Genomic DNA, 24432 nt, shown 5'->3' on the forward strand with positions numbered 1-24432 from the left:
TAGGGATACCGCTAATACTGGAAAAAAGAGGGTGGGCCATTGGAAGATAATAGCGAATTTGCAGCGGTTACGATTACCGAGAGCCAACTTGTGCCTTGGCCGCGCGTCGCAGCCGTAGGGGCAATGGTAGCATTTTCGCTACCGACTTTTGTGACGGGTCTAGAAGTCGGCGCAGGATTGAGCCCAATGAACACGGTTTGGGCTCTGCTTTGGGGCTCAATCATTATCGTCATTATCGGCGCAACCATGGGAGTTATCGGAGCCAAATCTCGGATGAGTTCATACCTCTTGGTCCGAATAGCATTTGGTGATGTCGGCGCAGGTTTAGTGAATATCGCTTTCGCTGTCTCCTTACTGGGATGGTTCGGGGTCAACATTAATCTATTTATGGACGCCGTTGCGGGATTAGGGCGAGACGTTTGGGGCATCGAACTGCCGCCTATCGGCCTCGCAATTTTCGCGAGTTTCTGCATGACGCTCACGACATTGATCGGTTTCAAAGCGATCAACCTGTTGGCAAGTTTACTGGTCCCAGTCCTGGCTGTCGTGACAGTTCTATTGGCGAAATTTGCGCTCTCCACACAGACCCTCTCCGAAGTTTTCGCTGCAGAAAAGGCGGAAGCCCTCACTGTTGGCGAAGGCATTTCCGCGATTGTCGGAGCCATCATTATAGGAGCAATCATCCTGCCTGACATTACGCGCTTTTTGAAACATTGGAGTGGCGCAATCTATACAGCCATAATCTCCTACATTATTGTTCAGATGGCCGTCATGGGGGCTGCGGCGCTTGCGGGAGCGACATCAGGTAAAGACGACGTCCTTGAAATCATGTTGGACCTAAACTTAGGCATTGGCGCGTTCATCATCGTGATTGCGGGCAGTTGGGTTCTTAATTCTCTAAACCTCTACAGCGCCGTTCTCGGAATGAAGGCGACATTTCCCAAACTTAAAACCGTCCTGCTAACGATCGCGCTAGGCGTAATCGGCGTAGCGGCAGCCCTGATGAATATTTTAGATAACTTCATTATTTTTCTATTCTATCTTTCGGTCATTTTCATCCCAGTCGCGGGGGTTCTCATGATTGATGGTCTACTCATTCGGCCCAAGGCGTACCGGATAGAGACGCTAGAAAATAATAGAAGCTTGAACTGGAAGGGCTTTGTGGCTTGGGCTGTCGGCGCGGCCATTGCTATCTTAGCCTCTGAAGGCATCACCCAACCCCTTTCAAAGATAGCGGCCATAGACGCCGTATTGTTGTCTGCCATTATTTATATCGCCTTGGCGTGGAACGAGCGCGAGAAGAAACAGGTTATTTCGGTATGAGAATAGGGATTGATGTCGGCGGCACGCATACAGATGCGGTGATATTGAATGGTGACGACGTCATTGCCGCGACTAAGGCTTTGACATCGGCTGATGTGATATCTGGCGTGACGGCTGCGCTCGACGAAGTCTTAAAACAATCTGGGGTGTCGGTCTCATCAATCAGAACCGTTATGATCGGGACAACCCAATTTACGAATGCAATTATCGAGCGACGCGAGCTCTCGCGGGCGGCCGTCATTCGCATCGGTCTACCTTCGGGTCGAGGGATGCCGCCAATGGTAGATTGGCCGCAAGATATGATCGATGCCATCGACGCAGAAGTCTACATGTTGCACGGCGGGTATCTTTATAACGGTTGGCCTGTGGCAGATATGCGGGATGATGAAGTCAACGCCGCAGTTTCTGACATCCAACGCAAAGGCATCAAGAATGTCTCGATCGCGTCTGCATTTTCGCCGATGAACAATACGCCAGAGACTCAAGTGGCTGAAAAAGTTCGGGCGGCCATTCCCGACGCGCGCATAACTTTATCTCATAGCTTCGGGCGGCTCGGCCTGATGGAACGTGAAAATGCGGCGATTATGAACACGACGCTTCTACCTTTTGCAGATCGTGTCGTGACGTCGTTCCTTGGCGCCTTGGCCCAGCGCGGCCTCACCTGCCCAGCGTTCATTAGCCAAAATGATGGCACGCTTATGAACGCCGATTTCGTTCGCGCTTATCCCGCCCTTACCTTTGCGTCGGGGCCGACGAACTCCTTGCGCGGCGCCTATAAATTGACGGGTTTAGAAAATGCGATTGTCGTAGATATCGGGGGTACAACATCTGATATCGGCGTTATCCAAAATGGGTTCCCACGCGAGTCTAATGTGATTGTAAATGTTGGTGGTATTCGCACAAACTTCCGTATGCCCGACATCCTCGCGATCGGGCTCGGCGGGGGCAGCTTGGTGTCGAGTGATGGCAGAATAATTGGCCCTCAATCGGTCGGCCATAAGCTTGTGACCGAAGGGTTAGTCTTCGGAGGGCGAACGCTGACGACAACAGATATTTTAGTAGCGAGTGGTCATTCCGATATCGGCGACAAAGCCCGAGTTGCCCATCTGGCACCTGAGGTCGTCACCCAAGCCACGGCGACAATGCACACAATGCTAAACGACAATATCGAAATGATGAAGCCTGGCGGAAAAGACATGCCCGTCATCTTGGTCGGCGGCGGCGCGGTGCTTGTGACCGACGGATTAAATGCGGCGTCCAAATTGCATCGCCCTGAAAACGCCGGTGTCGCCAACGCGATTGGAGCCGCAATTGCGCAGGTCGGCGGAGAGTCTGAGCGTATGTTGTCTTATCGTCAAACGCCACGAGCGGAAGCGATCGCGTCGGTGACGCGTGCCGCAACAGATCGCGCGATTAAAGCAGGTGCTGATCGCGCAACCATACGCGCGGTTGATATTGAAGAAACGGCAGTGCCCTACATGGATGAGGGCGCAACGCGAGTAAGGGTGAAGGTTATCGGAGAATTGGCGCAATGAAAAAAATCGATTTGAGCCACCTCGACGATTTAGCATTAGGTTCGGTTTTCCTTGCAACAGGCGGCGGTGGTGACCCGCATGTGCCGCAACTCATCACGGAACAGGCAATTAAAGCCTATGGGCCCATCTCGTTGATCGCTCCGGAAGCTCTTGATGACGACGCCTTCATCGTCCCGATTGGAAATGTTGGCGCCCCGACCGTAAGTTTGGAGCTTCTTCCCTCCGTCGACGAAGCCGCGAAGACGATTGATGCATTTGAAGCCCATGTAGGACGAAAAGTTGACGCAGTCGCCTCATTCGAAATTGGAGGAGGGAACTCTCTGATCCCATTGGTTGCCGCAGCAGTGAAAGGCATTCCCGTCGTCGATGGTGACGGCATGGGGCGCGCCCTGCCCGAGGCACAAATGATGTCCTATGCCATCGCAGGCGTAAGACCTACGCCCGCCTTAGCGTTGGATTATGCTGGGAACCAAGCGACGTTTCAGACCAAGACTACAGAAGTTTATGAGCGCCATATTCGAAGTTTTGCTATGGCGGCCGGCGGCATGATTACGACGGCTGAACACGCAATGAGTGGCGCAGAATTGAAGCGATCCGTAATCCCCGGAACGCTCAGTTTTTCTATCGAACTGGGTCGCACATTGCGTGAAAATCGCGGGCAAGCAGAAGGACTATTGAAACCCCTTCAAGACATCTTCGTTCCCTCTATCTACGGAGAGTGTAGATTAGTCTTCCAAGGTAAAGTCATCGACAAAGCCACGCGTATTGTGGGCGGATATGATGTCGGGGAAGCGACCATTGATCGTTTCGATGGTTCGGGTGAACCTCTTAAAATCAGTATAAAAAATGAGTATCTTCTCGCGACTATTGGCGACAAAGTTATTGCGAGCGTTCCGGATTTAATCGTGATCGTAGACTATGAAACCGGTACGCCGATCAATGCGGAGCGTTTGCGTTACGGACATCGGGTTGCCGTTTTTGCTGTCGGATGTCCTGAGTTTTACCGAACACCAGAGGCCTTGCGCGTGGTGGAACCGCGCTGCTTTGGATTTGATATTGACTATGTCCCGTTAGAGAAACTCTAATCGGCCAAATTTGCGAGGGCGGCCTGCAGGCCGTCCAGTTTATTACCGTACTTTTTCCATCGATCTATTGAGCCCGAATAGAGAGGTTGCCTGACTTGCACCGAACTCGCCGTTGAAACGGCCGCGGTATTCTCGTGGAAGCGAAGACAGGCCTCTTCCCAATCCAAACCGCAAAAACTGAGCAACCGTTGGGTTTGATTTTCTTGATCGTGCACGATGTCTTCGTACCGAACTTCCATGAACCGATCCTCCGGCAGCGTTTCGCGCCAATGCGTCATCAGGTCATCAAATAGGCGATAAAAATAGGCCGTGTCGTCGAGGTCGAACGTATAATTATAGTAGGAAAACTGCGTCGAAAATAGCTGTCGAAAATTTGACAAACAACTATCCATCGCCCCGCGCCGCAATGCGATGATTTTGACCTTGGGAAAAGCGTTAGCGATCAGAGCCGCGTAGAAGAAATTAAGCGGCATTTTGTCGACCATATGGGGCGCCCCCCCAGCTAGACCTTGGGTTTGGGATAAATAGCCCTTGGCTGCGTCTTGCAGCACGAGGTCCTTACTGGCGTCCAGTGTCTCTGCATCCAATACGAACGGACTCTGGCTATTTGTCAGTCTTTTGATTTGCTCGGCGAAAACATCCAGCTCGCCAGCAGATTTGACTTGACTATGCGACGATAAAATCCGGTCCACGAGTGTGGTTCCTGTCCGAGGTAAGCCAACGATGAAAATTGGGACTCTAACTGGATCGAAAGATTCGGTGGGACGTTTGATATGAGCTGTGTTTTTGGCCGCCTCGAAAACTTTTGCCGCGCTGTCGGTGTCAAATGGGAACTCGGCCCGTTTTTCCAATTTTGCCCTTAACAACCAAGAAAGGCTCTCCTCATGCTGCCCAAGGTCCTCCAGAGTTTTGGCAATAGCGTGCCCGAGATGAAGTTTAACGTCAGAGGAATTGCTGGGCCTATCGAACATATCCTTGAGTGTCTGGAGTTGCTGCGTTTCCGGGGATTGTTTGTTCAAAGCAATCAGAGATGACCAAGCGCGATGGTGTGTGGGTTCAAGGCTAAGAACTTTTTCGTAAGCAGTTTTTGCCTCATCAAATCGACCTAAAAATTGTTGAGAGGCCGCGAGATTGTAAAAATAGTTGGGCTCTTTATCGTTCAATCTCACGGCAACTTTGAAATGCTCCACTGCCTTTTCATGATCCCCGCAGCGACTGTAAACTACGCCGAGCATATCGCGTAGATGCGCATTATTGCCGACGACTTTTGAGGCTAGATTGGCGGCTAAGAGAGCCTCATTTGAGCGGCGGAGCGTAGATAGAACCATCGCTTCATAGGCGACGTAAAAAGGCTCTTCGGGATCAAATTGTTTGGCTTTAGAAAAAAGATCCAAAGCTTTCCCGAAATTATTGTGATCGAAGGCGATAACGCCCAATAAGAAATAAGGAATTGGCGCTATAACATTTGCTTTGATCTCTTTAATCGCACTGGCGTGAACCGCCTTGTAAGCCTTCTCGCGCAAAAGCCCCAATCCGCTTTCAAGTGTGAGTTTGGGCATGAATTTTCTCTGCTAGGCTAAGTTCGTCTGAATACGTCTAAATACGTGACTCATGTGCACATATTGAAATCTAATTTTGTGCACTACGGGAATTTAGATAGAATGGTTAGAGTTTTGGCTTGATTTCAAGGCCTAATTTCGCTGAAGCTGCTGTATCAATACCGTCGACCAACCACGTTTGTTTGGCATTTCGACCAGTTCTTAGGACAAAAGAAGACTATGATCACGCCCCGCACAACCCTAAAAAACCGTTTGAAGATGACAGCGAGCCTTTTAGCCTTGCCAATCAGCTTTGCAACTTTTGCCGCTCCAGTACAAGCTCAAGACCAAGTCCAAGATGAGGATCAAATCATCGTCACAGCAACGCGCCGCGACGCCACAGTGCAAGATGTACCTTTCAACATTTCTGCTGTGTCTGCGGTTGAGCTCGAAGACATTGGGATTACAGATCTGGCAGAACTGTCTGCCTGGGTGCCCGGTTTTCACATCATCAATGGCGGTGGTCGTGAGCAAGATGGGATTGTCATTCGAGGCCTGAATGCGGATGGCCTAGGCGCGGCTAATAACAACGGAACTGTCGCGACCTACATTGGAGAGATACCACTCTTCGTGGATTTGAAGCTCAACGATATGAAGCAAGTTGAAGTTTTACTTGGGCCGCAAGGCACGCTTTATGGTGCGGGGACGATGGGCGGCGCCGTCCGATACATCCCGAACAAACCAGAAATTGGAGAACAGCTTTTCACTGTAAGAGCAGACGCCTATAATTATTCTAAAGGGAGCGGAATTTCGACGGACATTGGTTTGACGGCCAACATTCCTGTTTCTGATACATTTGCTATCCGAGCAAATTTGGACTTCTTGAATGACGATGGTTACATTGATTATGTCAATGTCGTGAACCAGATTGGTTTCTCAAACCCTGATGTTGCGAGCGACGTGCGCACAGTCAAGGATGCCAACAAAGAAGAGACACTTTCCCTTCGGGTTGCGGGGCGTTGGACGCCTGTAGATGCCGTCGATGCCACACTCACCTATTACGGACAGTTTCAAGATGTTGATGGACGTTCCCATAATGGATTTGTCGATGGACGAGATGCAAACAACACATTTATTACAGGGCGCTATGAATCGGGTACGCGAGTATTAGAGCCTAACAAACGTGATGACGAGTTGTTGGCATTAGAGGTTGTCGCAGATCTTGGCTTTGCGGAACTAACATCAGCGACTGGTTTTGGTAAATATGACGAGCTAGGTAATCGCGATCAAACGGATTTGCTGATCGGTCTGCAATATAGCTATGAGAGCTTCCCTAACTTTACAGCGATTACCGAAGAGGCCGTTCAAAGCAAGTTCTTCAACCAAGAGGTACGTTTGGTATCCAAAGGTGATAACCGCTATAATTGGATTATCGGAGCGTTTTACAACGAAAATGAGACCCAATCTTATTCCCAAGAATTCACGCCTAATCACCCCTTCTCAACAAGATCCGATGATCTAGAGTATGACGCTTTCTCGAATTCCAAGAATATTGAACAAGCGGTGTTCGGAGAGATTGGATTCGATATTACCGAAGCGTGGCAGGTCACTGTAGGCGGACGGTATTTTGAATATGATTTGAAATCCGCCAGTGAAGCCTTCGTCCCGTTTTTCGAGGCCGCAAGCTACCAACGCTCCACATTGGATGGGATTGAATCCATAGACTTTGACCCCAATAATGACGCCAAAGATGATGGTACACTTTTCAAGTTTAATACATCATATGCAATTAATGACGACGTAAATATTTACGCGACCGTATCCGAAGGGTTCCGCTTAGGTGGATCCAACGGCATCGCTCCCTGTCCAGACGTCATTCCAGATCAGCAAACTCTTTGTGCCTTACCTGACGAACAGAACTATGGGCCTGATACCACAACGAACTATGAAGTGGGTGTCAAATCCACTCTCATGGATGGGAAACTGATTTTGAATGGTGCTGTCTATTTGCTCGATTGGGAAGGAATTTTACTGGCGGGTGCAACTGAGAACGGCGGCCTTACCTTCTTACAAAATGGAGGTACCGCTCAGTCGAAAGGATTGGAAGTTAGTTTTGATTATGAGCCGGTTGAAGACCTAAACATTCGCGGCAACTACGCTTACACCAATGCAGAACTTACGAGCGATGCACCTGGATTGTACACGGAGAATGCATTCTTTAGCGTCGCCGCAGATGATACAGGCGGTGTCGACGGCGACCGTTTACCAGGTTCGCCAGAGCATCAATTCAGCCTCTTCGCAGACTACACGCATGGTCTGTCTGGTGGTCAGGACTTGGTGGCACGCGCGGGTCTATCCTATACAAGTGATATCCTCCAGCGGGTCGGGTCGATCGCGAATGGCGAAACCCTCGATGGGTACCTACTCACCAATGCGTCGATTTCTTATCAGGAAGACAATTGGAGCCTTACGCTTTACGCAAACAATCTTTTTGATGAGTATGCCGAAGCTACGATTACAGGGACAGGTGCGTCCGTGCAGACGTTCAGGGACGACTTTGGTGACGGTGGGTTGCACGTCTTCAGAGGTTTCCGCCCAACACCTATCCCGCCACGGGTCATCGGAATGCGAGCGTCCTATACATTTGAGTAAATCGTAACGAAAATCTCAAACAAACGGACCTCACATCCCCGAGTTTTGAAATACGTGTGAAGCCGGTCAGGACCATGATCGGCTTCCAGTCGCGCTTACTCACTCTTAAACCGGCTCAAGAGTCTCATCGGGCGACCATTTTTCAAAATGGTCGCCCGTAATATATTTGGGTTCTAGCATTTAGACGATGTTGCATTACGCAGACACACGGGGCCTCTGATCCCTTCACGCCAAAGCGCCAAGGAAAACTTATGCTGCACTCGCTCTCGCAACGCCTGCGCGATAATGGTTGGCCGCATCCAAATAAAAAACAATGCTCAACAAATTGAATCCCAAGATGATCGTAAGGGCGCGTTTGATGGAATCCTGACCCAAGGACGGCGCAAAGAAGTCTGACAATAGGCCAAGGATAACCGGCCCAAGACCAATACCCAATAACGTCAAACACAGAAGCATCACGGCGGAGGCCATTGCCCTCATCCGAACTGGAACAAGCTCTTGCATCGCCGCGTAAGAAATAGATGCGTAGAGAAGCCCAAACAATCCTGGCACAATATAGGCCCAATACGCCGTCGTTTTATTAGGGGCGTAGAGAAACATCACGATGAATGGAAACGCCAGTAGACCCGTTATTAAAATCGTCCAAGGCCGCCATCTCAGGTCTTTTTCTGAAAGCTTATCACAAAGCGCCCCAACGGTGATGGCCCCAATGCCGCCTAAGCCGCCCATGAGCAGTCCCAATGCCACACCGAGCTCCCCAATTGGAACGGAGTGAACGCGAATAAGGTAGAGCGGAATTCCGGATAAAAAAGCGTTCGCGGAAATACAGACAAAGACTCCGCCGAACAGAAGACTAACCATTGCGCGTTGGGATTTAAAGAATGTCAATGTTTCGCGAAGGCTCGGAGCGTCTTGATCGGTCACACGACTTTCAGAGGCTCCACGTTTCGGCTCTTTAACGGTGAGAAACAATATTGTTGCAATCAGCAATCCTGGGGTCCCGGCAACGAAAAAGGCAGCGCGCCACCCAAATTTTGCCGCGATGAAACCACCTAAAATGAAACCGATCAAAATACCCAGACTAATTCCTGTTGTGTATATGCCCAAGGCGAGGGCGCGACGTTTCGGTGGGAAAATATCTGCGATCATTGCCGTTGCAGGCGGCGTCCCACCAGCCTCACCAATGCCGACGCCCATACGAGCTAATGCCAGGTGCCAGAAGTTGCCAGCAAATCCGCTTAACGCGGTCATGCCAGACCATATCGTCACTGCGAGAGCGATTATATTCCGTCGATTTCCGCGATCGGCCCAAGCGGCAAAAGGAATACCCAATGTCGCGTAAAACGCGGCGAATAATATCCCCGTAAGCAAACCAAGCTGTGTATCGCTAATTCCAAATTCTTGTTTGATCGGCTCTTGCAAAATCACCATGATTTGTCGGTCAACGTGGTTCAACGCATAGACGATGGTTAAAACGCCGAGAATATACCATCGGTTAGAGGAACGAATGTTCATGGCGTTTCCGTTGTTAAAATGAAGTCTCGAATGTCAGCCGCAAGACGGGAAGTCGCTTCTTCTTGGGGAACATGACCGACGCCCTCATAAGAAATTAATTTGGCGTTTGGCATTATATTGGCAAATTCCTGACCCTGTTCTGGCGGCACCATGACATCTCTATCGCCCCAAATAATAAGTGTGGGTTGCTCAACTTTGGCAAGGTCACCTTCTGGATTTGGCAGAGTAAACTGCCCTGCGCGCGCGACAAACGCGTCCCCATTTCCTGGCTGGAGCATCAAATCACGCATCTGCGAAATACGCGTTTCAGAAACTTTTGAGGCGTCGCCGAAAAGCGCGGCGCTAGCTTGTTTTACTCCGGCTTCAGGCGCTTTGGTAAGATAATATTTCACCATCATGGGCACCTCCACAGGGGTCTCCGTCACACCGTTGATCGAAAACCCACCCGGAGATATCAGGACAAGTTTTGAAGCGATATCGGGATTCGCCACAACAGCGCGCCAAGCGACCAACCCGCCCAATGAATTCCCGAGCAATGTGGGGGTTTCCAAATCCAACGCTTTGACGAACGCATTAAAAACTTCGACCGTTCGGGTGTTGGAATAATCTGACAGAGGATCCGTACCGCTCAAACCATGCCCCGGAAGGTCCAATCGGATGAGACGGAAATCGTCAGAAAGATCAGCCGCAAGCGCGTCCCAGGTCTCTAGCGACGAGGTGAACCCGTGGATCATAACCAAGGTGGGCGCATCGATGTTCCCTTCCTCGCGATACCGCAGGGACACGCCGTTAACAGTGACCATCTTGTCAGTGGCTTTGAAATACGGGTTTTCCATTGGAGATGTAACGACTGGACCACTCGGATTTCCACAGGCGGTAAGTCCCATCCCAAGCCCAATAAAAAATGGAATTAATCGAAGTGTCATGTGACCGCCTTTAAAAAATTTTGGATAGCCAGTAGACTCTCCGGCTCGTCTAACATCGGAGCATGGCCAATATCGGGGATTTCGGCGACGATACAATCAGGGTGACGGCTCTGCATTTTCCGGGCTGTCTTTGGCGATAATATATCGGATGTCGCCCCTCTGATGATTAAAAGCGGTGTCGATCGCAACGCGTCAAAAACAGGCCAGAGGTCAGGCGGTGCGGCAGATGTGTCGTCTGTCCTAAATGGCGTGCTCAGTGCGGGATCATAGGCAAATTCGACTGAGCCATCCTGACGTTCACGGCAGGTTCTCTTCGAAAAGTTGATCCAGTCCTCTTCAGTGTACAGAGGGAAAACGTCAGGTCCTTGAGCCTTTATGGCAGCAACCGCCTCGTCCCAGTTTCTGAAAGGGCCCGCATTACCAACGTAGCCTTTGATCCGTTCGAGACCTGCGGGATCGATTTCCGGACCAATATCATTTATTACAGCCGCACGGATTGATTTGGGCCGCATGGCGGCCATCATCATCGTCATCAATCCCCCCATCGACGTTCCGACGGCTATCACATCAGGTAATTGAAGATGGTCCATTAAGGCAAACATATCGCCGCAATAGATATCAGGCCGGTAATTTTGAGGGTCTGGGTCGTAGGCAGACAATCCCCGCCCCCTTTGGTCAACAGATATCACGCGGTGCTTATCCCGCAACTGAAGCGCAAGATTGTGAAAGTCCGCCGAATTCCGTGTTAGTCCATGCATGCAGAGAATTGTCGGAGTCAAAAACTCACCGCGGTAGTCTCTGGCGTATAGCTCAAGCCCGTCCGAGGCGTTATAGAAAATATCTTTGTAAGCCTCAGTCAAAAACACGGTCCTCATAGGTTTTCCGTAATTCTCTTTTCAGAATTTTTCCATTTGGATTACGGGGAATTTCATCGATCAATTCAAGTCCGGCAATGCGCTGTTGTTTCCCCAGCTTCTCATTGGTCCACTTTTTTATGTCTGTAGCTTCGCCGCGTCCATTCTTTAAAGCGACGAGGGCTAATGGCGTCTCGCCCCATTTATGGCTTTTGACGCCGATAACGGCGACGTCTTCAACATCGGGGTGCTGAACGATAACGGCCTCGATATCCTGCGGGTAAATATTTTGACCGCCTGAAAGGATCATGTCCTTCTTTCGGTCGACGATGTATAAATAACCCTGTTCATCTAAATAGCCGATGTCTCCCGTGCGGAGCCAATGGGTGCCTTGTGAGTCCACCCATAAGGCTTCTCTGGTAGCATCCTCTCGACCCAAATATTCTGGCATCACAATTCTTCCGGCAGACAAAATTTCTCCTGATTTTCCAGATGGGCACTCCTTCCCATCGTCATCCAAAATTTTGATATCTGTACCGATCAAAGGCAGACCAACAGATGCGAGCCGTCCTTTGGCGTCCTCAGGGTCGAGCGTCGTAATGACCCCCTCGGTAAGGCCATAAAGCTCTATAATCCCACACTCAAATCGATCGAATAGTGCGGCTTTGACGGGTTCGCGTAATGGAGATCCTGCGCTCATCATACCGCGCATGGCGCCAACGTTAAAACGCCGAGTATCTTCTATGGCCATCATGCGTTCATACATCACGGGCACCATCGAAAGGTGAGTGATCCGATCGCGCTCTAATTGCTGCCACAAGGCTTCTGCGTCAAACTTATCGGCGATTATCAATGTTCCGCCCGCGAGCAATGTACACAACATACCGACCCAAGTGATGTTGGAGTACAGCCCGATAGTTGCAAGAAAACGCGCGGAGCTATCATATCGAAGTGCGATGGCAAGATCATAAGCCCAATCTCTGCGGCCTTGGTGCGTATGCACGATGCCTTTGGGCTGACCCGTTGTTCCTGAAGAATAGATGATATTTAAAAAATCATCCGGATTAATTCGGGTTGCAGGCCGAGCCTCGGATTGCGCCTCACGCCAATCGGTATAAGGCGTCCAATCTGGCTTTTTTTGGCCAGCGCAAATTAAATTCTGTTTGAGGGTCTTAGGGAGATGCGCCGCCAATGCATCGATCCGAGCAGATTGATCGTCAGTACAGATGATAGCTTTTGCTCCACTATCGAGGATCATACTCAGGATTGCGTCATCCGTAACGGAAGTATTCAAAGGCGCAGAGACAAAGCCGCCCATCATCGTACCAAAAAGGACTTCTGCCATGGGGGCACCATTGGCCATGAGCAAAACAACGCGGTCACCCTTTTCTAGCCCTTTTTCAGCAAGACCATTTGCGACTTGATTCATGCGGCGCGTGAAGGCCCCCCAGTTCAAAGTTTCGGTCGATGTGACCAACGCATCTTTGTCGCGGCGCCATTTTCCATGCAGTGAAAATATATCTGGCAGTAACGGATTGGTGGGTTGAATGATTTTAGACATATCTGATCTTGTAAGGTTTGACCTGCGCGCGGAAGCGCAGCAATAGAGAGCGCATTAGTTCCGTTTTTAAGGTCGTAAGTTGTCGAGTGAATCCACAAAGAAGTCGCGAAAAGAACGTATCTTGGATGCGGCGGAAGAACTGTTTTCCGAGCATGGCTTTGACGGTGTAACCCTCCGTAATATTACAACAGCGGCCAACGTAGACGTCGCTTTGGTGAATTATCATTTCGGCCCAAAGCGCGATTTGTTTGATGCTGTCCTGAACCGCCGCGCCGAAGTTTTGAACCAAGTCCGAAGTGATGCTTTGGACGCTTGCCTTCTCAACGCGGGTGATGGGCAATTGACCGTTGAAGACATTATTCATGCTTATCTTGCGCCGATGGGCGAAATTCAGGGATCCGCTGATGAAGGTTGGCGCCATTATTTTGCTTTGATCGCCTATGTGAATAACTCCCCAGAGTTTGGTCGAGAGGTGATGAGCCAGTATTTTAACCCCCTTGTATCGCGGTTCATCGAGGCTTTGCGGAAAGCCCTCCCGGATGCAGATGATGAGGCTTTGTATTGGGGGTACCACTATCTCTCCGGGGCGCTCACATTGACGATGGCAGACACCGGCCGATTGGATACATTGTCCAACGGTTTGGCGAAATCTGCGGATGCTGAAAAAGGCTACGCGCATATGATCCCATTTATCGCTGCGGGATTTAGGGCCATATGCGCGCGCTAGTTTGCTCTAGTATTTAAACCCGAGCGTCGCACTTACAGTGCGGGGAGCACGATAAAATGCGGAATATGCGCCATCGGCTCCTAATTGCCCTGGCGTTACAAAGTTATAAGCCGCAACCCGAGCGCGTTCATCCGTGAGATTGCGTCCGTAAATTCCGAAGTCCCACATTCCACTTTCGCTTGTCCATTTGGCTCCAAGATCGAATACGGTATAGGCATCCGGATCAAGAGCGGGGCCGCCCTCTGGGAAGACAGCACTTTGACCCGCTGGGAACCCTGGGTTCGCGACATTAAACAGGAAATAATCATCCCGATAAGCCGCTGAACCTGTGAACATGATGCTTCCGTGATTTTCGACATCATGGGTGTAAGCAAAACCGAAACGTGATGTTAGCTCGGGCGTATTTTGCGTCTCAAAATTATCAGCGATATTGACACCCGCGGATAAAATTTCTTCAATTTCGGCATCAATGTAACCGGCCATCGCGCTCAGCGTGAAATTCTCAGATAGACGCAAAGCGCCTTCGAACTCCAGACCCTTATACTGAGAGCTACCCGCATTAAAGACGGAGGATACGAACGTATCATTCGTGCCATCATTGTCGGAATCTACGCCCTGCTGCGTTGTGATTTGCTGATCATTATAATCAGCGACAAAGCCGGCTAGGCTGTAGGTTAAGCGGTTCTCAAAGAGACTTCCTTTTACACCCAACTCGTAGCTATCCACTGTTTCAGGACCGAAACCTTCTTGAGACAATCCGAGTGGATCTAGATCAGCGCGAGCACGAGGGTCGAAGCCACCCGCTTTGAAACCCTGCGAGAATGATCCGTAGACATTTGTATTGTCTGCAACTTTATAGCTGACAGCGATGCGAGGCGAGAATTCAGAATCTTTACGCTCCAACCCCTGGTAACCGGTCTGCGTTGCAAGGAAAATGGAACCGGTATTTGCAGCGTCGAAGGATGCCGAACCGAGGCCAAACCAGACTTCTCGTGTCACATCGGCGACGGTTTTGTCTTCCGTATATCGACCGCCCAATGAAACGCTCAACGCATCGGTGACATCATAGGTAAAGTCAGCATAGGCAGAGAGGTTTTCTTTTTTCTGGTCACCGGCCTGATAAATTGTGAGACCGAGAGAACTGAGGAGCAGATCGAAATCGCCATTGGCAGACCCATCAAGATAATAGACACCCGCAACGCCTGAAAGTCGATCCGACGAATAAAGAATCTGAAATTCTTGGCTGAATTGGTCATCAGAATAATTTGCAGGCACATCAAAATCTTGCTGTGGTAAGGCATCGAAATCAATCGGGGTAACTGTATCGCCTTCGCGATAGGCCGTGATGGATTTAAGCGTGATCGCTTCGTTTACATCCCAAGAGCCAGTGAAGGAGACGCCTTTTGTCTTGACCTCATTGCGGTCCCCCGCACCGCCGCGCGTATCATATTCGTTGTCTGTGACTGGAATAGTGCCGTCGCCACTTGGCAGAAGGCGATGCCCGTGCTTGGCGTTAGAATCATCATCCGTCATGTCGGCAGCTAGACGGAAATTCAGGCTTTGCGTTGGTGACCACTCCGCGCTGACCCTGGCGGCGAGAATGTCTTTGTTGTAGTGGCTCGCGCCTGTGAACAGGTTGTCGCCAAATCCAGAGCGCTGATAATTTGCGACAGCGGCCCCAATCGCGAATGTATCAGAGACGGGCAGTGAGCCAGACAAAATCTGATCGAATTGCCCATACGAACCCACATTAATGCGAGCTTTTAACTCAGGGTCTTCCATATTCAGACCCTTGGTGACGTATTTGATCGCCCCACCAATTGTATTTCGGCCATAGAGTGTGCCCTGCGGGCCACGGAGAACTTCGACGCGCTCGACGTCAAAAATATCAAGCACAGACCCTTGCGGTCTTGCGACATAAACATCGTCAACATAGATGCCGACCCCAGGTTCAAACCCCCACAATGGGTCCTGCTGGCCCACACCGCGAATAAAAGCGATCAGCGTCGAGTTCGAGCCGCGCGCAACTTCTATCGTCGCATTAGGCGTAATTTTTTGAACGTCAGTAATGTCAACCGCGCCAATGCTATCCAGAAAATCACCGGATATAGCCGTCACGGAAATAGGTACGTCTTGGACATTCTGGGCTCGGCGCTGCGCTGTAACGACGATTTCGTCGTCGACTTGAGCGTAAGCGGGCGCGGCACTTACTAGCGCCGCTAAAATGAGACACGAGGACGAAACTTGGAGGCGTGAGCGGTTTAACATGACTTTCCCTTATTATATTTTTACAGAAATTCAACAAACGTTCAATTTCAACATTTGTTGAATAACTAAAAGAACGATTTTGTCAATCACCCACTTTCGGCAAGGCTATCTCTCAAAATTTAGGACGGGAGCAACGAAACGAAATTGGTCTACGGCAGCCGAAAACACTTGAAGAAAGGCGAGGCTTCCCTGAAGCATTCGAATGGATCAAAAAGTTGAGAATGGCAGGAAAATGGTGCCAGAAGAGGCAACGAATATTCTAGCTAAGTTATTGAATTATCATCATTATCTTTATAGGTAAAAATAAGGCACCCCCAAAAACACCCCCAACCATTGTATTTGTCGGAAAATCTTAGGCGTTTATCGCTTCGTCAATCGCCTTCAGATCGTTGTTCACTGGCATAGCAAAGACGCAATCACCGCCGCTGGCGTCAGCCCAGAGCTGGCCAATATCACGTTTCGGCTTGGCTTGCTCTTCTAAATGGCCGCCTTTGTATTCAACCGCCATCTTACGGCCATCGGTTAAGAGCGCCACGAAATCTGGATAAAACTTACCATTGGGGAGCTGAAGCCAAAATGAGTTCTGTTTACGGTCAACATTGCGTAGCCAATAGGCAACTTTAGAATGCTCTTCTAAATAAACCGCGCAGTTAAACTCTTCACCGCTTGGCTTCAGATCGCCAATGATTGGAAAGTAGTGCTTATGGAACCTCCGCGCGCCACGATAGGGTTCGTTATAGTCGTAGCTTTGTTCATCGAAGAGAATGGAGAGGTCTGCACTTGTTGCAAACTTATCAGCTTCAGCGTCAAACAACGCGCCATAGCTTCCCGTTTCGCGTTCTTTCCGCAACGTACTGATAACGTCCGCCATCTTTCGTCGCGCCTCATATTTGTAGCGGGCAATCTCATCAAGTGAATAACCACGTTTCGCCATGACGGCTTCAATCGCATTTAGTATAAACATGCGGGCAGCTGGCTTTGTTATGTCGCGGTGCGGTATCCCTCTATCAATCCAGTTGACTAGGCGCGGAAGTGTCCAAGCGGGTTCATGGATGATCATTGAGAGCTGGGCTTGCAAGGTTCCCACAAAATCAATGAACGTTCTGCCATCTTCGCTTATGTCCAATTCGCCAGCGTGAGCCGTGTCCGTAATCGTGAACGCATCAGCGAAAGCCATCGGGTCGCATTCAGCAAGGTTCCACGGCAAACTTAGAAAATGGTCAGTTCCGAAAAGCTCCAACTCACCTTGCCGCATAAATCCAAGGCGGGGCATTAGGAAAGGCGGCTTCACGCCATCGGTTGGCGTTTCGCTGGCCTGTATGGCGTTCGATTTCAGGAATAGTCGGTCAATGACTTTTCCCGCGCCTTCAACTTTGGCAAAGCTCAACAACATCGTGTTGCGTTCATCACGCCCCATCGGGCGCTCAATTCCCAATACACGGGTTACGGGATCAAACTTCACGCGCGCCTTTAATGAAGCGGGCAAACGGTCCATCGCTAAGATGACATCGGCGGGTTTCGCAGTTGGCGTTTCCGGTAGCGGATCAGACTCATGGACATATCCGACTTGCTCTTCAACAAAGGCCAGCCGTTCATGCGGCTTGATCAAGTCTTCTGTTTCCAGTCGATCAAATCCAGCGCCTTGAACAAGGCCATCCTTCAACTTCATGGCTACATCGTTAAAGCTATTGGACGCGACAAAAGCATAGGCGCGGTTCAACTCATCGCGGGTTTTCCGCCGCGCTTTTGGCATACGCAACACGCGGCCCAAGATTTGTTCAACCGCCGTTGGAGAGCTTAATTCCGCTACGGAACACAATACATAGGCAAAGGGGCAATCCCAGCCTTCGCGCAGTTTTTGCACGGTCACGACATAGCGGATCGGGCAATCTTTCGCCTCAATATCCTTCACATCGTCCAGCTCTTTGAAGCCCGTGGCGTGAATAGCGATTTGATCGCGGTTTATGCCCTTATCCGTCACTAGGTAATCCACCACGGCTTCAGGGGTCAGGCGGTGCGGGTCTGTCTTAGACTTCGATTGCGCCTGAAACAGAATAATAGGGCGGATATACTCGCCTGTATCGGCCTCTTCCGCCTTCGCGACTTTTTCCAGAGCTTCGCGGCAATCCAGCGCCCCACCGACAACCTTTTTCCAATCCGTTTCGGTTTCCAAACGGATGGGCAGCTTGATCATTTCCGCCGCTTTCAGCGACGCCGCAGATACATGATACAAAACGTTAGAGGGAACCGTTCCCTTTCTCGGGTCAGCTTTCAGTTGCGGGGTCGCGGTCAATTCCAGAATGAGGGACGGATCGAAACGTTGTAATGTGTCGAAAGATAGATCGGTGCGGGCATTATGCGCTTCATCCACAATGACCATTGGGCGGTGTAAGCGTAGAACATTGGCCAGCGACGCAATCGGGCGGTGCGTGCCCTCAACCTTGTCCAAGCGCGCCGTTTGCGCATCCGTCAGGCCGCTGAAATGATCCATAAGCGCGCCCGAGTCCTGATAGACCTTGCGCCCCGCCGTATCGTCCACACGAAACGCCTGAATGGTTGAGACGATGATACACGCCCCGCCCGTGGCATCGGGACGTGACAGCGAGAGCGCTTCTGCAACGGTTAATACGGAAATGTTGCGGCCAAAATCAGCGGCCAGCGCCGCGCGGTAGGGATGATCCAGATTGCGAAGCGCGTTTAATGTTTGATCCAATATGGCGGTCGATGGCACCAACCAAAGCACCATCGGATTATTGACCTGCAAAAAGGATTGCGCCGCGATGCCAACCGCATGGGCCGCAACAATGGTTTTGCCGCCACCCGTTGGAATCCGAACACAGACATAAGGCGTTTCAGGCGTCACTAAGGGCGCGGGAATGAAGGGGCGCTTGGCTACATCATAAAAGGCCGTATCCGCTCCCATCGCAGGCACCTTGCCCAAATAGGTACGCAGTGTATCCAGCGCATCTGTTTGATAACCGCGTAATTCGAAATTCACCGCTGCCACGCCTACGCCCCATCAATCTGATAGGGGATTTGTTTGAACACGACGCCCGCCGTTTTCATGCGCCCCGCCGACACTGTGCAGCCTTCGCCATAGACGACGCGCAAGCCTTCAAATCCTTCGGGCGGCTGCGGTAGTGCGTCCAATCGGTCAGGGGTCAACACATTGCCCACCGCTTCGCGCGGGCTTTCCACATGGGCCGCATCATAGAGCAGATAGACCGCGCGGTCTTGGAAGACTCCCAAAAATTCGCTGGCCGCCTTGGCTGGGATCGGAACACCTGTTTCACTAAAAAATATATGCGCCGCCAGATCAGGAAAGGTCACTTCAGGGGCAATGTCGCCATATTCGTCAAAGAGAGGCTTTCCCAACTGGCAAAAGCGAAAACCTCCGCCCAGCGCGGCCATAGGTTTGGTTTTATCACCGCCTTTATCATAGCCACTAATAACACGACGCAAACGTTCCGCCGTAACGTTTTCGGAAATGCTTTTATCCATTTCAACAAGGATAAAACGTCGATTCCCCGCGTCTTGTTTGTTTAGGGAGAGAACGGCATGCCCAGTTGTTCCCGACCCGCTGAACGTGTCCATCACTATAGCGTCGCGATCCCAGTAACACGCCGCCTGAACAAGATGTTTAATAAGCCCAGAAGGTTTGGGGTAATTGAAACTACCCTCTTCAGCGAAAATACCTTCCAATTCCTCATAAGCATCCTCGTTGGTTGACCCAATAGAGACACCATCAATAAAAGAAGAAAGTCCTTTGCTCGCATCATTGTCAGGTGCTTTGAAAGCCCTTACTTGCAAGTTCATTGTATTCGCCGTTAAAGTTGATCCCCTGCTTAATTGATCATCCAGATAAGATTGAGACCAAATAAATGGCCCCCGTAAGCTTACCGGGGTAATAAATCGCCCCCCTTCAATCGTAGCATCGCTCAGCAACTCTACGCTACTTGATCCCTTGCCAAACACACCTGCTTTAAGGGTTTTATCTCCAATTTTTGTCGAGATTGATCCACTAGGAAAGTTAAGTATTCCTACACTATTGGTTCTCTTAATGAGGGGCTGAGACTCGTCTGCATCCGGTGCGCCGCCATACAGTTTTATTTTATGGTTCTTTCGATAAGCGACCACATACTCTGTTACTGACACATAGCTTTTAGACAGATAGCTACCCTTGCGTTTTTTTGCCCAAACGAATGATCCGACAAAATTTCTCTTCCCAAAGAGCTCATTACAAAGGCCCATCAATGAGCAATGCTCAATATCGTCTATTGATATAAAAATAATTCCGTCATCACGTAAAAAGTCGCGAAGCAATCTAAGCCTAGGATACATCATGCAGAGCCATTTATCGTGGCGAGAAAGATCTTCACCCTCTTTACCTACGACAGTATCTAGCCATGCCTTTATTTCAGGCGAGTTCACATTATCGTTATAGCGCCACTCTTCATTTCCCGTGTTATAAGGTGGGTCAATGTAGATACATTTCACTTGCCCCGCATAATAGGGAAGCAAGGCGCGAAGGGCTTCCAGATTGTCACCCTGCACCAATAGGTTTCCAGCGTCAGGGTCGCCCGCCGATAGGTCGCTATCGCAATGCACAAGGCGGTAAGGCACTTCGCGATGGTGATTTACAACGGCCTGTTTACCGATCCAGTCGAGTGTCGGCATGGCTTAGTAACTACCCTTTAGTCTAATGCTGGTCACGCGGTTCCCCAAATACTTGATATGGCGGGTTTGAATCAATTCAGGGTCACGGGCAAGGGATGATTCAGGTAATCGGCTACTTGCCATTAGGATCGGGGGCGTTCTCCAGCGCGTAATGACCACTGACTTCAGGCGGTAAGTCGCCAAGGTACCCTGTATTGAAAATCCGATAACCCCAGCTATTTTTTGCAGCCATTCTGTTTCTTACATTACCCGCTGGCCAAAGCGCATAGATTAGCAGCTCTTCAATTCCAGTTATAATTTCGACGTGATCTTTACCGTTGCGAATATAGTTTTGCTTCAAAAACCGCTTTTTGTAATTGGCCGCTGAAGCTTTCCAGCTTTCGAAAGGATAGATCGTTGCGACGTAAACTGTTTCAGTGTCCAGATCATGTTGCCCTAGTCGTTTTACAACAGTTTGACCGATGGCTTTGCCGATGTAGGTCAAAACTTTTCGCCCATATAGGGGATGATCCTGATACTTAGCATATAGAGAAAGGGTATTGGTAAAATCTGGGTCGACTTTCTCATATTCTTTCAATTCTTCGTAAGTGTAGGGTCCACTCCATGTGACCTCATAAATATCTTCAGGCGGATATTCGGTGGTCATGTAAAGCTCCAAAGAAAAGTGAGTCTAAGCCCCACAAAGCCTGAATGCGAGACAAAACCAAACTGGATTCAGGTTAGCGTTTTGATTTCCCGTCGGTGTCCCTTCAGGATCGGGCCAAGGTTTAACCAACCCCTACACCCTTCCTATTTTTTAGCTCATATTGCAAACGGCGCTGGGAGATGGGTGTCCTTAAAGAAAACCCTAGAGGATTCGCCCTCCCCCTACCCCATGCGCTTTGCTACCGCCTCATCAATCATCGCCTGAATTGCGGCCATTCCAGCGTCAGGCTTTGGCGCTTTGCCGATATTCAACATTGCGCGGCGCTGGGCATTAGCATCCAGATTGCCATAGCTGTTAAAGGTCACGTCCAATTTGCTATGTCCAAGGTTCTGACTCCACGCTTTCATCTGTTTAGGACCGAGGTCGCGCTCATAAGCCAGCGCCATCAGCGTATTTCTAAAGCTATGCGGGTTGTAATACTTCATTCCGTTTTCAGTGAAGGCGACCTTGAAGATTTTACGCATCGGCGCGGCGCTGGACCAATGCGCTTTGGTCAGGCCCATTGGCGCAAAGCGGTCCAAGGCGTCCTGCCTTACAAGCGTAGATGGGAAAAGCGGGTCAGTCGGCGCAAAGCCCAGATCATCTTTTAGATAGTCCAGATAGCTTTTGACCTCATCTTCAATAGCTTCCCCAACGGGGAAAAACCATGTCTGTATCATCTTGCTGGCCTTCGTCGCGACCTCATCAGGGTCTTGGATGATTTCGCGGTCGTTCCAGAGAACATGCTTCAGCTTCATGGAAACGATTGCGCCATCACGCGCACCCGATAGCAGGGTGAAGGCCAACAAGGCTCGATTGCGTCGGTCGATGGCGCTGGCCTTTGGCATGGATTGTATCGTGGCGATGATTTGCGCCACGGTCGCATGATTGACCCGTTTGACGGCATTGCCCGCCCGTTCCTCTTTATCAGTCAGGCGAAGGCTTAGAAGCGCTTTACGGACCTTTTTAGGGCTGAGCTTCTCATCATCCCGCATCCAATCAAAGAAGCCGCGCACGTGGCGGACCTTGGCCTTCTTCGTACGCATACGGGTAGGTGTCGCGCGTATCGCTTCTAGATAGAGATTTACCTTATCACGGTCGATGGCGGCAAAGTCTGCCCATCCTGTCGCGGCCTCATATTGACCCAGCGCGGCCAGCCTTTGGTCGATGGTGGACTCGGCTTTCTGGATTTGAAGTTCTTCAATCCACTCTAGTTTCAGTCGTTCGTTTTTCGGATTCACTTCGGGCATATGTTTAACCTTTCGCCAAGTGGACATTTAAGGGGGGAATTGAGAATGCTATTAGGTGTAGGTCACGCCGCTGGATTGTCTGGCCGTTTTGGACCGAATTCGGCTTCCAGCGCGGCGCGATTTGCGGGTGAGCCAAAGCGGTTGAGCGTTAGATCGCACCGGCAACACTCGCCTTTGACTGTCAATTTCGACTGATTAGGCTGGACGATAAGAAAGCTATCGGGTTTGATCCGTCGCGGGGTTTTGCACCGCACGCAATATATCTCACCATAGGCACAAGGCTGTTTTTTAGCCCTCTGTCTCGCTGTGCCCCAAGCCTTCACTTTAGAGCCTAGCAGGATAACGGGGCGCGAATGCTCAACGATGGCCACGTCCAGCCTGTCGCTTTCGATCCAGCGCCGCACCGTTCTTTTGTCTACACCTAATAGCGCCGCCAGCGTCGCAATCGTATAGGGACGATGGGACCGCACCCGATGAAAGTCGTAAGAGCGTTTCATCGCCTTGGCCTAAGTTTCATCGGTTTCGAAGAGCGCCCGTATCTCTTCCACGCGCCAGACGGTCGTTCGCGGCCCGAGTTTCTGCGGTTGCGGAAAGCGCCCATCTTTCACGCCTTGCCACCATGTGGACTTAGAGACGGGTATGGGGCCACGCGGGGATAGAATTTGGGATAGGCGGACTAGACCAGTTTGGGGGAATGCGGGGTTGTCCATATTGATTGCTCCAAGGCGATTAACGATGGATGCAATCTGTTTTAGTTCATATCAAACTTGGGGCACTTCTCTAATTTTAAAAGGAACTTCCGCCACTGGCATTGTTTTCACTGATTTTTATCTTTCACACGATCCGCTTCTGAGACACCTTCTCGAAGATACTTTCGGATTGTTTTGTCGCTCATCCTTAAACCAGCGTCCTGAATCGTGTTCTGAATTCGATTGATTGCACCATTATTCACGTTTTCAGGATCATATAAATAAGGCTTTTGAGCTGCTATTGCGTGGATTAGCTGTAGCAGTGAAGAGCGTTCCTTGGGGTTAAGCTCACGTTCTTCAGTATCTGAGGCCGTATGCTCCCCTTCCGTTTTCCGAGAATGGTACTTCTTTGCTAAAGCGAGAAGCTGGTCGGGCAAATCAAAGTCCATTCTCTCAAACCATTCAAATATCTCAAGCGTGTCTATTTCGCCCCCGCGAAATCTCCAGTGACTAATCTCAAAAAGGTCGCTGCGCGACAACGCCTCTTCACGCTCTATGAAAGCTAAACTGAGCGGAAACTGCTGCAAATCAATCGAAAGTCTATTGTTCATTCTATCGTCGTAAATAAATTTCTCGAAATCAGATCGTCCATCTTTCGGCTCGAGGAAACCCAGAGACAAAAGAGTAGCCTCCATTCTTCCCATCTTTGGTTTTTTAAGCCTATCTTTCAAATCTGCATCAGAGATACCACAGGGGACTGACCGCTTCGTCAATGGACCGCTTTCAGAAAATCTGGACGACGCTTCGGCAAACTTTATTTCGATCGACTCATCATCAAGTTCGTTAAGTAGACCCAAATGAGCATCAACGGCTCTTAGGTCCGTGCTGCTAAATCCATTCTGTCGTGTGAAAAGGCGCTGAGCAGGTCCGAGCGTTTCCACCTTGCTAAACTCTCGCAGTTCCCATTGCGTGGCGTGATAAATCAACTTCTGATTTTCGATCAGGAGAAACAGAAGTTTTTGACGGTTCATCGCGCTCATAATTTTTGACGTAACCTATCAATCAAATCTTTCAAAGTTCGCAATAGATTTCACCTACCAATCCGCTTGCTTCACGCACTCATCCCAGCGTGCCGCGCGGTTAGAGG

General features: G+C 50.1%; 18 protein-coding genes. 5 read left to right on the plus strand and 13 right to left on the minus strand.

Features of this window, described 5'->3' with window-relative positions:
* The first annotated feature begins 39 nt into the window (after positions 1 to 39).
* The 3 genes from IE073_RS12010 to IE073_RS12020 are packed head-to-tail and all read left to right on the plus strand — an operon-like array spanning position 40 to position 3943.
* The gene (locus IE073_RS12010) at positions 40 to 1323 is read left to right on the plus strand and encodes a purine-cytosine permease family protein (RefSeq protein WP_233350066.1); all 1284 of its coding nucleotides are present in this window, start codon (positions 40 to 42) and stop codon (positions 1321 to 1323) included.
* Positions 1320 to 2858 carry a hydantoinase/oxoprolinase family protein gene (locus IE073_RS12015; protein ID WP_189586381.1) on the plus strand — a complete coding sequence of 513 codons (1539 nt, stop codon included), beginning with the start codon at positions 1320 to 1322 and terminating at the stop codon, positions 2856 to 2858. Before IE073_RS12010 ends, IE073_RS12015 begins: the two co-directional genes overlap by 4 nt.
* Positions 2855 to 3943: an S-methyl thiohydantoin desulfurase family protein gene (locus IE073_RS12020; protein WP_189586384.1), complete on the plus strand. Its 1089-nt coding sequence runs from the start codon at positions 2855 to 2857 to the stop codon at positions 3941 to 3943. The genes IE073_RS12015 and IE073_RS12020 overlap by 4 nt, the downstream gene beginning before the upstream one ends.
* Here the strand turns inward: IE073_RS12020 and IE073_RS12025 are convergent.
* Entirely contained in the window at positions 3940 to 5502 is a 1563-nt protein-coding gene (locus tag IE073_RS12025; RefSeq protein ID WP_189586386.1) for a tetratricopeptide repeat-containing sulfotransferase family protein, read from the minus strand. The genes IE073_RS12020 and IE073_RS12025 overlap by 4 nt on opposite strands.
* Positions 5503 to 5721: 219 nt before the next feature.
* Between IE073_RS12025 and IE073_RS12030 the strand changes: the two genes are divergently transcribed.
* A complete protein-coding gene (locus tag IE073_RS12030) occupies positions 5722 to 8133 on the plus strand; it encodes a TonB-dependent receptor (RefSeq protein WP_233350067.1) in 2412 nt (803 codons plus the stop codon).
* A gap of 249 nt (positions 8134 to 8382) precedes the next feature.
* On the opposite strand, the gene IE073_RS12035 is transcribed toward IE073_RS12030, so the two are convergent.
* The 4 genes from IE073_RS12035 to IE073_RS12050 are packed head-to-tail and all read right to left on the minus strand — an operon-like array spanning position 8383 to position 12989.
* Positions 8383 to 9648 (minus strand): spinster family MFS transporter, encoded by a 1266-nt coding sequence (locus IE073_RS12035; RefSeq protein ID WP_189586390.1) that lies wholly within the window; start codon positions 9646 to 9648, stop codon positions 8383 to 8385.
* Positions 9645 to 10574 carry an alpha/beta fold hydrolase gene (locus IE073_RS12040; RefSeq protein ID WP_189586393.1) on the minus strand — a complete coding sequence of 310 codons (930 nt, stop codon included), beginning with the start codon at positions 10572 to 10574 and terminating at the stop codon, positions 9645 to 9647. Before IE073_RS12040 ends, IE073_RS12035 begins: the two co-directional genes overlap by 4 nt.
* On the minus strand, positions 10571 to 11449 hold the full coding sequence (locus tag IE073_RS12045; protein ID WP_189586396.1) for an alpha/beta fold hydrolase: 879 nt from the start codon (positions 11447 to 11449) through the stop codon (positions 10571 to 10573). Before IE073_RS12045 ends, IE073_RS12040 begins: the two co-directional genes overlap by 4 nt.
* A complete protein-coding gene (locus IE073_RS12050; RefSeq protein WP_189586399.1) occupies positions 11427 to 12989 on the minus strand; it encodes a class I adenylate-forming enzyme family protein in 1563 nt (520 codons plus the stop codon). Before IE073_RS12050 ends, IE073_RS12045 begins: the two co-directional genes overlap by 23 nt.
* A 79-nt stretch (positions 12990 to 13068) precedes the next feature.
* Between IE073_RS12050 and IE073_RS12055 the strand changes: the two genes are divergently transcribed.
* On the plus strand, positions 13069 to 13716 hold the full coding sequence (locus IE073_RS12055) for a TetR/AcrR family transcriptional regulator (protein ID WP_189586402.1): 648 nt from the start codon (positions 13069 to 13071) through the stop codon (positions 13714 to 13716).
* A gap of 6 nt (positions 13717 to 13722) precedes the next feature.
* Here IE073_RS12055 and IE073_RS12060 read toward each other — a convergent pair whose 3' ends face one another.
* The 8 genes from IE073_RS12060 to IE073_RS12095 form a co-directional block, all read right to left on the minus strand.
* Positions 13723 to 15984, minus strand: a complete 2262-nt coding sequence (locus IE073_RS12060) for a TonB-dependent receptor (RefSeq protein WP_189586405.1) — start codon at positions 15982 to 15984, stop codon at positions 13723 to 13725.
* 352 nt (positions 15985 to 16336) lie between these two features.
* Entirely contained in the window at positions 16337 to 18991 is a 2655-nt protein-coding gene (locus IE073_RS12065) for a DEAD/DEAH box helicase (protein ID WP_189586408.1), read from the minus strand.
* A 2-nt stretch (positions 18992 to 18993) separates the two neighbouring features.
* Positions 18994 to 20661, minus strand: a complete 1668-nt coding sequence (locus IE073_RS12070; RefSeq protein WP_189586411.1) for a site-specific DNA-methyltransferase — start codon at positions 20659 to 20661, stop codon at positions 18994 to 18996.
* A 112-nt stretch (positions 20662 to 20773) separates the two neighbouring features.
* Positions 20774 to 21307 (minus strand): hypothetical protein, encoded by a 534-nt coding sequence (locus IE073_RS12075; protein WP_189586414.1) that lies wholly within the window; start codon positions 21305 to 21307, stop codon positions 20774 to 20776.
* A 221-nt stretch (positions 21308 to 21528) separates the two neighbouring features.
* The gene (locus IE073_RS12080; protein ID WP_189586417.1) at positions 21529 to 22596 is read right to left on the minus strand and encodes a tyrosine-type recombinase/integrase; all 1068 of its coding nucleotides are present in this window, start codon (positions 22594 to 22596) and stop codon (positions 21529 to 21531) included.
* A gap of 62 nt (positions 22597 to 22658) precedes the next feature.
* Entirely contained in the window at positions 22659 to 23093 is a 435-nt protein-coding gene (locus IE073_RS12085; RefSeq protein WP_189586422.1) for a helix-turn-helix domain-containing protein, read from the minus strand.
* A 9-nt stretch (positions 23094 to 23102) separates the two neighbouring features.
* The gene (locus IE073_RS12090; RefSeq protein WP_189586425.1) at positions 23103 to 23306 is read right to left on the minus strand and encodes a helix-turn-helix transcriptional regulator; all 204 of its coding nucleotides are present in this window, start codon (positions 23304 to 23306) and stop codon (positions 23103 to 23105) included.
* Positions 23307 to 23413: 107 nt separating this feature from the next.
* Complete coding sequence (locus tag IE073_RS12095) at positions 23414 to 24325, minus strand: hypothetical protein (protein ID WP_189586429.1); 912 nt, start codon at positions 24323 to 24325, stop codon at positions 23414 to 23416.
* Positions 24326 to 24432: the final 107 nt, after the last annotated feature.

Origin of the sequence: Litorimonas cladophorae (genome assembly GCF_014652455.1) — a bacterium.
Lineage (GTDB): Bacteria > Pseudomonadota > Alphaproteobacteria > Caulobacterales > Maricaulaceae > Litorimonas > Litorimonas cladophorae.